12 protein-coding genes are annotated in these 13,330 nt (G+C 63.3%); 8 read left to right on the forward strand and 4 right to left on the reverse strand.

Annotated elements, in window-relative coordinates:
• Positions 1-59: 59 nt before the first annotated feature.
• From nusG to rplA, 3 genes are all read left to right on the forward strand, one after another.
• Positions 60-1,013: a transcription termination/antitermination protein NusG gene (gene nusG, locus E3T31_RS00415; RefSeq protein WP_134466980.1), complete on the forward strand. Its 954-nt coding sequence runs from the start codon at positions 60-62 to the stop codon at positions 1,011-1,013.
• A 135-nt stretch (positions 1,014-1,148) separates the two neighbouring features.
• Complete coding sequence (gene rplK / locus E3T31_RS00420) at positions 1,149-1,580, forward strand: 50S ribosomal protein L11 (RefSeq protein WP_092106326.1); 432 nt, start codon at positions 1,149-1,151, stop codon at positions 1,578-1,580.
• A 123-nt stretch (positions 1,581-1,703) separates the two neighbouring features.
• Positions 1,704-2,393, forward strand: a complete 690-nt coding sequence (rplA, locus tag E3T31_RS00425; protein WP_092448383.1) for a 50S ribosomal protein L1 — start codon at positions 1,704-1,706, stop codon at positions 2,391-2,393.
• Between the two features lie 257 nt (positions 2,394-2,650).
• On the opposite strand, the gene E3T31_RS00430 is transcribed toward rplA, so the two are convergent.
• From E3T31_RS00430 to E3T31_RS00440, 3 genes are all read right to left on the reverse strand, one after another.
• Positions 2,651-4,015, reverse strand: coding sequence for an NAD-dependent succinate-semialdehyde dehydrogenase (locus tag E3T31_RS00430; RefSeq protein ID WP_134466981.1), 1,365 nt, complete (start codon positions 4,013-4,015; stop codon positions 2,651-2,653).
• A gap of 104 nt (positions 4,016-4,119) precedes the next feature.
• Entirely contained in the window at positions 4,120-5,088 is a 969-nt protein-coding gene (locus tag E3T31_RS00435) for an ATP-binding cassette domain-containing protein (RefSeq protein ID WP_134466982.1), read from the reverse strand.
• Positions 5,089-5,340: 252 nt separating this feature from the next.
• The gene (locus tag E3T31_RS00440; protein WP_134466983.1) at positions 5,341-6,822 is read right to left on the reverse strand and encodes a helix-turn-helix transcriptional regulator; all 1,482 of its coding nucleotides are present in this window, start codon (positions 6,820-6,822) and stop codon (positions 5,341-5,343) included.
• Positions 6,823-7,089: 267 nt separating this feature from the next.
• Here E3T31_RS00440 and aceB point away from each other — a divergent pair, with 267 nt between their 5' ends.
• The 3 genes from aceB to E3T31_RS00455 all read left to right on the forward strand — a co-directional run bounded on the left by aceB (position 7,090) and on the right by E3T31_RS00455 (position 10,297).
• Positions 7,090-8,778 (forward strand): malate synthase A, encoded by a 1,689-nt coding sequence (aceB, locus tag E3T31_RS00445; RefSeq protein ID WP_134466984.1) that lies wholly within the window; start codon positions 7,090-7,092, stop codon positions 8,776-8,778.
• A gap of 258 nt (positions 8,779-9,036) precedes the next feature.
• On the forward strand, positions 9,037-9,696 hold the full coding sequence (locus E3T31_RS00450; protein WP_134466985.1) for a hypothetical protein: 660 nt from the start codon (positions 9,037-9,039) through the stop codon (positions 9,694-9,696).
• A gap of 85 nt (positions 9,697-9,781) precedes the next feature.
• Positions 9,782-10,297: a signal peptidase I gene (locus E3T31_RS00455; RefSeq protein WP_134466986.1), complete on the forward strand. Its 516-nt coding sequence runs from the start codon at positions 9,782-9,784 to the stop codon at positions 10,295-10,297.
• Here the strand turns inward: E3T31_RS00455 and E3T31_RS00460 are convergent.
• Positions 10,294-11,715 carry a deoxyribodipyrimidine photo-lyase gene (locus E3T31_RS00460; protein WP_134466987.1) on the reverse strand — a complete coding sequence of 474 codons (1,422 nt, stop codon included), beginning with the start codon at positions 11,713-11,715 and terminating at the stop codon, positions 10,294-10,296. The genes E3T31_RS00455 and E3T31_RS00460 overlap by 4 nt on opposite strands.
• 500 nt (positions 11,716-12,215) lie before the next feature.
• Here E3T31_RS00460 and E3T31_RS00465 point away from each other — a divergent pair, with 500 nt between their 5' ends.
• Together E3T31_RS00465 and E3T31_RS00470 are read left to right on the forward strand one after the other, a co-directional pair.
• Complete coding sequence (locus E3T31_RS00465; protein ID WP_134466988.1) at positions 12,216-12,809, forward strand: alternate-type signal peptide domain-containing protein; 594 nt, start codon at positions 12,216-12,218, stop codon at positions 12,807-12,809.
• Positions 12,810-12,900: 91 nt separating this feature from the next.
• On the forward strand, positions 12,901-13,317 hold the full coding sequence (locus E3T31_RS00470) for a hypothetical protein (protein ID WP_134466989.1): 417 nt from the start codon (positions 12,901-12,903) through the stop codon (positions 13,315-13,317).
• The last annotated feature ends 13 nt before the right edge of the window (positions 13,318-13,330 follow it).

Consider the following 13,330-nt stretch of genomic DNA (forward strand, 5'->3'; position numbering starts at 1 on the left):
GCCCGCACACTGTGCCCATACACACTTGAACACGTAGAACAAATAAGGATTGAGATTTAGTGACTGAGACGAAGCACGACGATGTCGACTGGGCCACTGCCGCTGAGCAGTCCTCCGAGGACGACGAGGCGCAAGAGGGCAACACCCTCGCGGCCGACGAAGACTCCGTAGAGGCCGCAGAGCAGATTGCCCTGCACGTCATCGACGAGAACGACGACGTTGAGGTCAACCTCGACGCCGCTCTCGATGCCCTGGCAGAGTCTGCCGATCCCGAAGTTGACGCCATTGTCGACGACGCCCTCGACATTGATTCCGCCGAAGAGGCCGACGCCTCCGTCGAAGCCGTTGAAGACGAAGGCAAGCTCGTCAACGCCGAAGATGCAGAAGACGACGCCGAGATCGACCCCTACGAAGCTTTCCGCAAGGAGCTGCGCTTTCTGCCGGGTAAGTGGTACGTCATTCACTCCTACGCCGGTTTCGAGCGTCGCGTGAAGTCGAACATTGAGAACCGCAAGCAGTCGATGGCGATGGAAGATTTCATCTACCAGTGCGAAGTTCCCATGGAAGATGTCGTCGAGATCAAGAATGGCCAGCGCAAGATGGTCACCCGCGTGCGCATCCCGGGCTACGTGCTCGTGCGCATGGACCTCGACGAAGACAGCTGGTCGGTTGTTCGCCACACCCCCGGTGTGACCGGCTTCGTCGGCAACGCCCACAACCCCACGCCGCTGCGCTTCGAAGAGGCCTTCGGCATGCTCAAGGGACTCGTCGAAATCGTCGAAGCCCCGACCAAGGCTGGGGGCGCCCCCGGAAAGTCGGCGCAGCGCGTCATCGCTGCCGAGGTCGACTACGAAATCGGCGAGACCATCACGATCAAGGAAGGCTCGTTCGCGGGCCTGCCCGGTTCGATCAGCGAGATCAAGCCGGAGAGCGGCAAGCTCATCGTGCTCGTTTCCCTGTTCGAGCGTGAGACGCCGGTCGAGCTCAGCTTCGACCAGGTCACCAAGCTCTAACCAGCACCTCTTACCGGCAGAACGGATGACCCGCGCGGGTCATCCACGCTGGTTCCCAAACCACCGGGGCCCATCCGGGCCACCGGGAGAGCAGCCCTTCGGGGCAGCTCGCACATCAATAAGAAGGACAACACAATGGCACCGAAGAAGAAGGTTACCGGTCTGATCAAGCTTCAGATCAAGGCCGGCGCAGCCAACCCCGCACCGCCCATCGGGCCGGCACTGGGTCAGCACGGCGTTAACATCATGGAGTTCTGCAAGGCCTACAACGCAGCGACCGAAGCACAGCGCGGCAACGTCATCCCCGTTGAGATCACCGTCTACGACGACCGTTCGTTCACCTTCATTCTGAAGACCCCGCCCGCAGCGGAGCTCATCAAGAAGGCTGCCGGCGTCGCCAAGGGCAGCGGAACCCCGCACACCGTCAAGGTTGCCAACCTCACGCAGGCTCAGGTTCGCGAGATCGCTGAAGCGAAGATGGTTGACCTCAACGCCAACGACATCGACGCCGCCGCGAAGATCATCGCCGGAACCGCCCGTTCCATGGGCATCACGGTCAGCGCCTAGCACCAACAACTGCGCGAACACCCCCTCGCTTCTGCGCCACACGGCGCCTGAGCACCCTAAGCAATTAGTGGAAGAGCCTGCCAGGCTCGCACCACACTCTGAAGTACATACAGGAGATTTCACATGGCAACCAAGTCAAAGGCGTATCGCGCCTCCGCCGCGAAAATCGGCGAAGACAACTTCTACACGCCCGTCGAAGCCGTCACCCTCGCCAAGGAGACCGGCTCCGCGAAGTTCAACTCCACGGTTGAGGTCGCCCTCCGCCTCGGAGTCGACCCGCGCAAGGCCGACCAGATGGTTCGTGGAACCGTCATCCTCCCGCACGGCACCGGCCGCACCGCCCGAGTCATCGTCTTCGCAACCGGCCCCGCCGCCGAAGCCGCTATCGCAGCCGGCGCCGACGAGGTCGGTGGCGACGAGCTCATCGAGAAGGTAGCCGCTGGTTACACCTCGTTCGACTCCGCCGTCTCGACCCCCGAGCTCATGGGTAAGGTCGGTCGTCTCGGAAAGGTTCTCGGCCCGCGTGGCCTCATGCCGAACCCGAAGACCGGAACCGTGACGCCCGACGTCGCCAAGGCCGTGTCCGACATCAAGGGTGGAAAGATCGAATTCCGCGTCGACAAGCACTCCAACGTGCACTTCGTCGTTGGCAAGGCATCCTTCTCCGCCGAGCAGCTCAACGAGAACATCTCCGCAGCGCTCGAAGAGATTGTTCGCCTCAAGCCGAGCTCGTCCAAGGGCCGTTACATCACGAAGGGCGTCGTCTCGACCACCTTCGGTCCTGGCATCCAGCTCGATGTCAACAGCATCTAAGCATCCGCTTCACTGAGCAGGGCCTGTCTTCGGACGGGCCCTGCTTCATTTAAACGGATGCTGATGGCCGGGTTGGTTCTCCGTGGGTCGCGCTGGCAGGGAGCACTTGCTCCTCAGCTCAACACTCGACACCCCGCGAGCAACCCGCCGCCATCGCTTGTCGCGGCCGCGCCCAGTCGGGTACGCGCTACGGTAACTGCCGTAGCGCGCAGCCGTAGGGGGCGCGCATCCGCTGAGAGGCTGCCGCAGCGGACGGGTCAGCCGATGCGGATCATCTTTTTGTTGACGAATTCGTCGGCACCGAAACGGCCCAGTTCGCGCCCCGAGCCGGAACGTTTGACGCCACCGAAGGGCAGCTCGGCACCGTCGGCACCGACCAAATTGATGAAGACCATGCCGGCCTCAATGCCGTCGGCCACGCGCAGTGCCTGCTCTGGGTCGGTCGTGAAGACGTAGGAACCCAGGCCGAACGGAGTGTTGTTGGCCAATGCTAGTGCTGCGGCCTCGTCGGGGACGCTGAAGATCTGTGCGACCGGGCCGAAGAATTCTTCGTGGAAGGCATCGGACCCGGGCAACACGTCGGTGAGCACGGTTGCGGCGAAGAAGTTGCCCTCAGCGGTTCCGCCCGTGACGAGGGTGGCACCCTGAGCCACCGCGCGCGCAACCTGCTCGGTCAGAGTCTCGGTGGCCTTTTTCGAGGAAAGCGGCCCGAGTCCGGTGCCGTCTTTGGTTGGGTCGCCCAGCTCGACGGCATTGATTGCCGCCGTGAACTTTTCGAGGAAGGGCTGGTACAGCTCCTCGATGACGATGAAGCGCTTGGCAGCATTGCAGGCCTGGCCATTGTTGTCGATGCGAGCAGCCACGGCGGCACCGACGGTCTCATCCAGGTCGTCGGTGGACAGCAGGATAAACGGGTCTGAGCCGCCGAGCTCGAGCACGACCTTCTTCAAGTTGCGTCCGGCCAGCTCAGCAATCGCCGCTCCGGCGCGTTCCGAACCGGTGAGCGAGACACCCTGCAGGCGCTTGTCGGCGATGACCGTGGCGATCTGATCATGGGAAGCGTAGAGGTTGGTGTAAGCACCCTCGGGGAAACCGGCGTCGAGCATGATCTGCGCGATCGCGGCGGCCGATTCTGGGCACTGCTCGGCGTGCTTGAGCAGGATGGTGTTGCCGATGATCAGGTTTGGTCCGGCGAAACGGGCAACCTGGTAGTAGGGAAAGTTCCACGGCATGATTCCGAGCAGCACGCCGAGCGAGCTGCGACGCATGAGCGCCGAACCTTCGCCGGCGAGCAGGGTGATGGCTTCGTCCTTAAGCAGGTCCGTCGCGTTGTCGGCGTAATAGGTGTAGATATCGGCGCTGAAGTCGACCTCGCCGAGGGCCTGCTCCATGGGCTTACCCATTTCGCGCACGATGATCTCGGCAAGCTCCTGGCGGCGCTCGCGGTGCAGTTCGGCCACGCGGCGGATGAGCGCTGCGCGCTCATCGACGCTGACGGAGCGCGACCAGGTGTGGGCGTCGTCTGCGGCGGTGATCGCGGTGGTGAGCTCGGCATCCGAGATTGTATCGTAGGTCTTGACTGTCGCCCCGGTGGCCGGGTTGATGACTGCGTAGCTGGTCATAGGCTTATCCTTCACTGGTCAGGCACCAAATACCGGCGCCGATGCAAACTCTGGTTTGTCAAAGATATAGCAGCGGATGATTAAAGACGACGCAGCCGCAGGAGCTACAGTGCGGGGCTCCCTGGCCGCTGATTCTGCTCCGCATAGAGCAGTTCGCGGGTATGCGGATGCTTCGGCGAGCCGAAGAGTTCGGCGACCGAGGCATATTCCACGATTGCGCCGGATCGAACAACGGCGACCCGCTGGCAGGTTAGCGCCGCCACGCTGATCGAGCTCGTCACCATGATCATCGTCAGCCCGTTGTCGCGCTGCAACATCCGCAGCAGGTCCAAAATGTCTGAGCTGTCTGACGCGTCCAGGGTGTCTGTGGGGTTATCGGCCACGACGAGGTCGGGCTTGCCCGCCAGTGAAGCGGCGATGTGCACGCGCTGGGCGACCACGCGCGACAGCTGGTGCGGGTAGGACATGAACGTGTCCTCTGGGCGCTCGACCCCGGCCTGATCCAGCAGGGCCAGCGAACGCTCATAGGCGGCCGTCTTGGCCAGGCCGAGGTAACGCAGCGGTGCGGTCAGCTGCGTTCCGACGGTCACTCCGTGGTCGAGACTGCCGAGTGGATCGCGCGGCAGGTAGGCGATCCTTGCGTCCCGCGGCCGATCGCGCGGTCGCGGGGGCAGCCCTACCAGTTCCCCGCCGTTGAACAGAATCGACCCGGAACGGATGACCGCCGGTGCCGGCAGCAGACCGGCGATGCACTGGGCGACCTCGAGGGCGCCGGAATTGGCGTCACCGACCAGCCCGATCACTTCGCCGCGGGTTATAGAAAGTGAGATGCCATTGACCAGCAGCGGTGCGTCGGGGCGGGAACCCGCAGCAACGCGCAGTCCGCGCACGTCCAGCACGGCCGCCGAGCGAAACCAGTGCGACGGCAGCGGAGCCGTGGTCTCCGCGGTCGGTGCAGTCGGCGCGGCGCGATCGAGCGACTCGTCCGGCGGCGTGAGCGCCGACTCGGCCGACAAAATTCCTGCCCGCAGGGCGAGATTGATCCGACGAAGAAAGGCGCGAGCATCACACATGGTCAGCTCGCATTTCAGTAGGGCGAGAGCAGGGACTGAAACGTGGAACTTACGCTCACAACCGAAACTCTCTGGCGCATGGGGCTGTGAGCGTGTGCCAGACTCGACAGCACCCTCACGTGTACCCAATGCTAGCTAATACTGGTGCCAACAACGTACCGGTTTGTTTTTCTTTTTTGAGCGGATGCTCACACCCCAGTAGTCTTCCAGTTAGACCCAGTGAATCCCCCCGCCGCCGGGTCATCGTGGCGCTCAGTGCGGCGAGTGGGCTTCGAGAAACTGATAGACCTCGGTCTGGTCGACGCCGGGAAATGTTCCGGTGGGCAGCGCGGCGAGCAGACTGGTCGGCGTGCGTGCGGCCGGCCAGGATTTCCCGGCCCAGCGGTCGGCCAGGTCGCCCGGAGCCCGGCGGCAGCACGACTCGTCCGGGCAGAGCGACACGGCGCGGTTTGACGTTTCACGCCCGCGAAACCACTTCACGTGGGCGAAGGGAACGCCCACACTCACCGAGTATTCGCCCTCCTTGGCCTTCTCGACGCGTGAGGTACACCAGAAGCTTCCGGCTGGCATGTCGGTGTACTGGTACCAGGCGCTGAAACGATCGGCAACGTCGAATACGGTGCGAGCCGTCCAGCTGCGGCAAACCGTGGTGCCCTCGACCGCGCCGAGCGCATCGCTGGGAAAGCGCACATTGTCGTTCTCGTAGGCCTTGATGATGGTGCCCGACTCGTGCACCTTCATGAAGTGCACCGGAATTTCGAGCCTGGCGGTGGCGAGGTTGGTGAAGCGATGTGCGGCCATTTCGTAGGAGACGGCGAAGGCGTCGCGCAGGTCTTCCATCGAGATGCGCCGCAGGGTCTTCGCTTCGGTCAGCATGCGTACGGCATCACGCTCCGGCAGCAGAATGGCGGCGGTGAGATAGTTCGTCTCCACCCGCTGACGCAGAAATTCTGCATAATTTTTCGGTTCCTCGTGTGCGCATAGTTCGCTGGCGAAGGCCTGCACGATCGGGGAGCGGGAATCCCGCGAGGCCGAGCGGTTGGTCGGCAGGTAAATCCGCCCGTTGCGTTTGTCCGTGACCGACCGGGTGGAGTGCGGCAGATCGTTCACGTAGTGCAGCGAGAAGCCCAGATGGGTGGCCATGTCGGCGACGAGCTGCTGCGATACCGGGCCGCCGGAATGCCCCACCGCGGTGAGAATTTCGAGGGCCTGGGCCTCGAGCTCGGGAAAATAATTGTCCTGCTGCCGCATGATCTGGCGCAGGGCCGAGTTAGCCCGCCGGGCTTCCTCCGGGGTCGCGGCTCGTTCCCGGTTGAGCCGGTCGATCTCGTTGTGCAGGCTCAGAATGGTGTGCAGCGTTTCGTCGCTCTGCCCCTTACTCACACGGATGTGGGGGAGGCCCAACGCCTGAAACACCGGGCCGCGCTGGGCGCGTTCGACCGAGATTTCCAGTGCGGCTCGCTCGGAGGGGGCATCCGTTCGCATCAATTCATCGACGGTCGTACCGAGGGCGAGGGCGATCGTGCGCAGCATGGACAGGCGCGGTTCGCGCTTGCCGTTCTCCATCATCGACACCTGCGACGGCGCGCGGTCGATGGCGGCGGCGAGGGTGTCGAGCGTCATGCGGCGGGCGGTGCGCAGCTCGCGGATGCGCCGCCCGAGGGTGAGAGCGTCGAGCTCGGGTTCATCGACGGCGAGGGATGACAGGGCGGCGAGGGCTTCAGCGGGAACCATTCACACAGTGTCACACGATTCAAAAGTTTCCACAATCAGAAGAACAAGGTTTCTTCTGCCGGTATATTTTGGTTTTGTACCGTGCAGACCCGGCAGAGTATGAACACAGGCCAGTAACGACGATTTGAACACTGAACGCATCCACCCTCGCGCTCATCGGTTCGACCGAAGCAAAACCGTTCCACCACCATTCAGCCTGAGATCGGGCGCACAGCAATTCGGGTTCGCCCCCTGTCGGTTTCACCTACTTTCGCAAGGAGCCAGACCATGAACACCCCAAACCCGACTATTGATCAGACGGTCACCTCCGCGCCGATCAAGACCGACAAGGTGAAGACCACGACCGGCAGCTTCGCCACCATTCGCCCGCACCTCGAGGTGACCGGCCCGCTCGCAGACCGCTACGACGAGATCCTCACGCCGGACGCCCTCGAATTTCTCGCCGAGCTGCACGAGCGTTTTGCTGGCACTCGGCACGACCTGCTCGCTGCCCGGCTGCAGACTCGAGTGGATGCCGCGAATGGTCGCGACCCCAAATTTCTAAGCGTTACCGAGAGCATCCGTTCGGATTCAACCTGGAGCGTTGCGGGAGCCGGACCCGGTCTGGAAGACCGCCGCGTGGAGATCACTGGTCCGACCGACCGCAAGATGGCCATCAACGCGCTCAACTCGAGCGCCAAGGTGTGGCTCGCCGACCAGGAAGACGCCACCAGCCCGACCTGGACCAACGTCATCGAGGGCCAGCTGACCCTGTTCGACCAGGTACGCGGCCAGCTGAGCTACACGAGCCCCGAGGGCAAAAAGTACGAGATCACGAACAAGACCACGCCGACCATCGTGATGCGTCCGCGTGGCTGGCACCTGGTCGAGAAGCACGTGACCTTCGTTGATGCCGCCAACCGTCGCATGAAGTCATCGGGCAGCCTGATCGACTTCGGCCTGTACTTCTTCCACAACGCCAAGAAGCTCATCGAGAACGGCACCGGCCCGTACTTCTACCTCGCCAAGCTGGAGAGCCACAAGGAAGCCCGCCTGTGGAATGACATCTTCACCTATGCCGAAGAGCGTCTCGGAATCCAGTACGGCACCGTGCGCGCCACCGTGCTGATCGAGACGATTCAGGCCGGCTTCGAGATGGACGAGATTCTCTACGAGCTGCGCGACCACTGCGCCGGGCTGAACGCCGGCCGTTGGGACTACATCTTCAGCATCATCAAGACGTTTCGTGCCCGTGGCAGTCGCTTCGTCTTTCCCGACCGCAAGCAGATCACCATGACGGTGCCGTTCATGCGGGCCTACACGGAGCTGCTCGTGGCCACCTGCCACCGCCGCGGCGCTTTCGCCATCGGCGGCATGAGTGCCTTCATTCCTAACCGTCGCGACCCGGCGGTCACCGAGCAGGCGCTCGCCCAGGTTGCCGCCGACAAGAAGCGTGAGGCCACCGATGGCTTCGACGGTTCCTGGGTGGCACACCCCGACCTCATCCCGACCGCGCAGGCCGAGTTCGACAAGGTGCTCGGCGACCGGCCGAACCAGCTCGAGCGCACCCGCCCCGAGGTGAGCGTGACGGCGGCCCAGCTACTCGACGTCGCCTCGGTCGGCGGCCAGATCACCGAGGCCGGCGTGCGCGGCAACGTCCTCATAGCGCTCCGCTACATCGAGTCCTGGCTGCGCGGCGTTGGTGCTGCGGCAATCGACAACCTGATGGAAGACGCCGCTACCGCGGAGATCTCCCGCTCGCAGCTCTGGCAGTGGATCCACGAGAACTCGGTCACCGCCGAGGGTCGCCGAATCGACTCCGACTGGGTCGAAGAGGTGCTCGACGAGATCGTGGACGGCCTCGAGCGCACCCCCACCGACCGCTTCGACGACGCCCTCACCGTGCTGCGCACCTCGGCGCTCGAGCCCGAGTTCCCGACCTTCTTGACGGTTGGAGCGTACGCCCGCTTCTTCTAACTCATTCGGCGTTCGCGAAAGCGGGCAAATGGATGCTTCACCCCGGCATCATCACAGGGGTGAAGCATCCATTTGCCCGCTTTTTCGTTTTCGGTTTGCGCTGCCATCGACGGTAGGCGTTCCGGCCCCCAGATTGGGGGGAGAACGGCACCCAATGGGGGGCATACATGAGCATTGCTCAGTCCTAAGGTTCTGGATGGGGATAGTAAAAACGAAATATTATCCACTCCAAAACTGACAATTTGAGATGAGACTGACGTGAACCTTATGTTAAACCGCAAGAAAGCAATCATTGGGGCCGGGGGCGTCGCTGTTGCGTTGACCATGGCACTCGCGGCATTGGGACCGACCGGTGCGTACTTCACCGACACCGAGCAGGGCAGCATTGATGGAACGAAGGGCTCGATTAAGATCGCAGGCGTCGACAGCCTCGACTTGCACTTCACCAATATGCTCCCCGGTGAGATGCAGACTGTCTCGGAACGTTACGTGAACAACGGCCTGAGTCCCCAGGATGTCTGGGTCGTCTTCAATAACGCCGAGGCGCTACACGCGTTGAATGACGAAGGCACCTTCATGGAATTCCATCTTTCAGCTAACGGCACAGCGCTCTTTGATTCAGCGAACCTGAACGACAATGGCGATGGTGTTGCCGGATGTGCTGGATTTGACCCGTCGGGCTGCTGGCCCCTCGAGCGAGCGTACAAGCTTCAGGAAAACCTTGCGCCCGGGTCAATGGGAAAAGTTTCCTTCAGCGCGATGATCGCCGCCAAAGCTGTAGGCCAGTCTGAGGTCGGCGGCGGCGATTGGCTCCCGTACCCGGTCAAGCAGCAAAACGGAGCCCCTGTCACGCCCACAGATGCGGGGCTGCCGTACCAGATCGTCGCAACACAAGTTGGGCAGGAACCCGGCCACTAAGGCTTGATGAAACGGCTCGGATGTCGCCGTCGGGTGGCGACGTCCGGGCCGGTCCTCACCCCATTTCGAGCTCGAAAGGCGTACCGTGAAGCGATTCAAGGGCACCGTGATTCTGCTGCTCGTGCTCGCCGCCGTGCTCACTCCGGTGGCTCTCGTGGCCACGGGCGCCCTGCCCTACCGGGCCTACGTCGTACGCACCGGATCAATGTCGCCCGCCATTTTGCCGGCCAGCGTCGTGCTTGTTGAGGCCGACCAGTACGAAGTCGGCCAGGTCATCGCCTTTCGACGCGCCGACGAACGCACCACCCACCGACTCGTGGCCATCAACGACGATGGCACCGTGACCACCAAGGGCGATGCGAACGACACGATCGACCCCTTCACTGTGCCGGCCGCCGATGTCATCGGCGGAGTGATCGCCTTCGTTCCCCGCCTCGGCTATCTCGTGGTCTACCTGCAGAACCCGCTCGTCCTCGGCTCCCTCATTACGTGCGTTCTGAGTATGTGGTACGTCGGGTCATCCGAACAGAAACCCCAACAGAAGCCCGAAAAGAAACCGTCCCAGGAATCCAGGGGCATCGCGGCCGTTCGGGTCGCCTAGCTTGCCGACTGGGCCTTCACCTTGTCGTAGGCGGCGAGGGCGGCACGGCGGGTTTCGCCGAGGTCTACCAGGGGTGCTGGGTAGGCATCCGTGCCGTATTCGGGCACGTTTGCACGGATGTACTGCTGGTGCGGGTCGAACTTGGCCGCCTGCAGATTGGGATTGAAGATGCGAAAGTAGGGTGCAGCATCCGCCCCGGAGCCCGCTACCCATTGCCAGCCGAAGGGGTTGCTGGCGGCATCGGCGTCGACCAGGGTGTCCCAGAACCAGCGCTCGCCCACCCGCCAGTCGACCAACATATTCTTGATCAGGAATGAAGCGGTGACCATGCGTACCCGGTTGTGCATACTTCCGGTTCGCCAGAGCTCGCGCATGCCGGCATCGACCAGGGCGAAGCCGGTGCGGCCTTGTTGCCACGCGGTCACGGCTTCGTGGTCGAGCTCGGGCCACGGGAAGGCGTCGAAGGCGGGCCGCAGGTTCTTGGTCGCGAGCTCGGGGGCGTGAAACAGCACGTGGTAGGCGAACTCCCGCCAGCCGACCTCGGTGAGAAACCGGGTCGCACTCGCGAGCGCCGGCCCGGAGAGTGAGCGTTGCGCCTCCTGGGTGGCCGCCCAGACCTGGTGCGGGCTGATCTCCCCCCACCGCAGGTACGGCGACAGACGCGACGTCGCGTTCTGGGCCGGTTCGTCACGTTCGGCCCCATAGCGGGGGAGTGATTCGGCCAGAAAGCGCCCAAGCATTTGCTGAGCGGATGTCTCGCCCGGCTGCCACGCCGCGCGCAGCCCGTCGGCCCAGTCGGGCGCGCTCGGCTCGAGGCCCCAATCGTCGAGGCTGTCGGTGGCGAGGCTGCCCGACCACCCGGAGACGGTGTCGGGGGAGGGGTAGGGCGCGCGCGGCGGCGGACCGGCCTGGCAGGCACGCCAGAACGGCGTGAACACCGAGTAGGAGCCGCTCTGACCGGTTTGGATGGTCCACGGTTCGAACAGGAGTGAACCCGCGAAGCTGTGGGCATCGACGCCGTCGGCGCGCAGCTCGGCCTTGATCGCGGTATCGATCATGCGTTCTGCGGAGCCGTAGCGGCGATTCCAGAAGACGGCAGCGGCATCCGTTTCACGGGCGATTTCGGTGATGATCGGTGCGGCCGGGCCGCGGCGCAGAATTAGCCGGCCGCCGAGCGCCTCGAGCGTTGCACCGAGCGATCTGAGACTCTGGTGGAGCCACCAACGGGCGGCGCCGCCGAGCGGGCGCACTCCGGGGGACTCGTCGTCGAACACATACACGGCCACGATCGGCCGGTGTCGGGCGAGGGCTGCGTGCAGCGCCGGGTGGTCGCCGACGCGCAGGTCGTCGCGAAACCAGACGACCGAGGGGCCGGCGTGCTCGTTGGATTCTGCCGGGGCAAGGGGAAGTGAAGTCATGGGCTCTCCTCGTGAGAACTCCAGTGTGTACCCTGCCGCGGATGAGACCAATTCGGAGGGAGAACGGTTCATCGCGCCAGCGTCGGCCGAGGTTCGACCAACGGAGCCAGACGTCGAAACGTCGGTATGTCTAAGGAAAATAGAGCTAAACGGCGTAAATCTTTGTGCGAACAGACCAAATCGTCGCCATTTGCGCAAAAACTCAATTCCCCATTCTGGGGGTTGGAGCAGGAGAGACAAATTTGTCTGTCCCATCTAGTGTGTGAATCGCGGATGGAGCTACAGCCGCAGAAAACACCACTGGACTGTAGAAAATTCATGGCCCAATACCCAGGGTTGTGGACGACCGGCCGCAGCACCGTCGCGCTTACCCCGCGGCGATGACGTAGCGGGCTTCTTGCCGTTGCTCCACGCCTGCCGCTTGCTGGCCTGCGACCACCCGAAGTTTTCAGACCAGTACCCTAAGGGCCTCACCATGAACAAGTTTACCAAAAGGCGCGATTGCCGGCGCCGCCGGTCTCACCCTCCTGCTCGGCGGCGGCACGACTTTTGCGCTGTGGAACTCCTCGGCAGTGGTGGCCGGCGGCACGATCGAAGCCGGCAACCTGGTTGTTTCTCCCAGCGCCATCGACGGCGTTGAAGTTGCCGGTGTTTGGACGGACCAGAACGATGTAGTCCTGAACCTCGAAACATTCGCGGCCTCGCCCGGCGATGTGCTGGTCTATACCAAGAAAATGCACGTCCTGGCCGAGGGGGACAACCTCGTCGCCGAGCTGACGCTCGATGCGGGCTCCATCAACGCCACCACGCCGGGTTACAAAGCCGACGACGCACTGGCCGTCCACCTCATCGGGACCGCAGTTTTGACAGTGACGCCCGATGGCGGCATCAAGGACAACTTCTCTCAGACTGAGCGTTCAGTGACCACCGGCCCGACGGATTACACCATCACACCCGGAGCGGGAATCGTCGAGGAAGACGTCACCGTCGAGGCCACGATCACCTTCCCGAACGGCGCGCTGGGCGCTGAGAACACCATGATGCTCGGTTCGGTCACCCTTAAAGACATGGCGGTCAAACTCACCCAGATCTAACCGATCGGTGCCCGGGTGCCCACCAACGGTGGGCACCCGGAAACGACCAGCAGGCAGCATCCGCTTTTGATTTGCGAAAGCCGGTGATCTCTTGAGAACGTTTCTGTTCGCGAGTGCGGCGATTCTGGGTGCGACCTTGCTGGCCACTGCCGCCGTGGGCGGAACCTATGCCCTGTTGAACTCGAGCGCTTCGGCCGGCCCGGCAGCCACGATTCAGGCCGGATCCGCCGAGCTCAGCATCACGTCAGACCTCGAGATGTCGAATACCCCGCTGTATCCCGGAGCAAGCAACGTCGGCACGGTCGACGTGCGCAACGACGGCACGGTGTCGCTCTCTCTTCGCCTCGCGGGCCCCTGGCGTGTGGTACCACGTCGTCACCGCCGCCGGGACCTGTGTCGATGCGGCCGCTCCGCAACAAAAGGGACGAGTGCTGGCGACGAAGGAGTGCTCGACCGCCTCAACCTCACGGTTCAGCTTCGTTGCGGACAGAAACGGTTCCGAGTATGAAATCGTCGCCGCT

It is taken from the genome of Cryobacterium sp. TMS1-13-1, from assembly GCF_004403125.1.
In the GTDB taxonomy this organism is placed as follows: domain Bacteria; phylum Actinomycetota; class Actinomycetes; order Actinomycetales; family Microbacteriaceae; genus Cryobacterium; species Cryobacterium levicorallinum.

Excerpts from the sequence above, each read along its gene's own strand:
- E3T31_RS00430 (WP_134466981.1), bottom strand. The coding sequence starts at position 4,015 with ATGACCAGCTACGCAGTCATCAACCCGGCCACCGGGGCGACAGTCAAG.
- rplK (WP_092106326.1), top strand. The coding sequence starts at position 1,149 with ATGGCACCGAAGAAGAAGGTTACCGGTCTGATCAAGCTTCAGATCAAG.
- E3T31_RS00435 (WP_134466982.1), bottom strand. The coding sequence starts at position 5,088 with ATGTGTGATGCTCGCGCCTTTCTTCGTCGGATCAATCTCGCCCTGCGG.
- rplA (WP_092448383.1), top strand. The coding sequence starts at position 1,704 with ATGGCAACCAAGTCAAAGGCGTATCGCGCCTCCGCCGCGAAAATCGGC.
- E3T31_RS00440 (WP_134466983.1), bottom strand. The coding sequence starts at position 6,822 with ATGGTTCCCGCTGAAGCCCTCGCCGCCCTGTCATCCCTCGCCGTCGAT.
- E3T31_RS00460 (WP_134466987.1), bottom strand. The coding sequence starts at position 11,715 with ATGACTTCACTTCCCCTTGCCCCGGCAGAATCCAACGAGCACGCCGGC.
- aceB (WP_134466984.1), top strand. The coding sequence starts at position 7,090 with ATGAACACCCCAAACCCGACTATTGATCAGACGGTCACCTCCGCGCCG.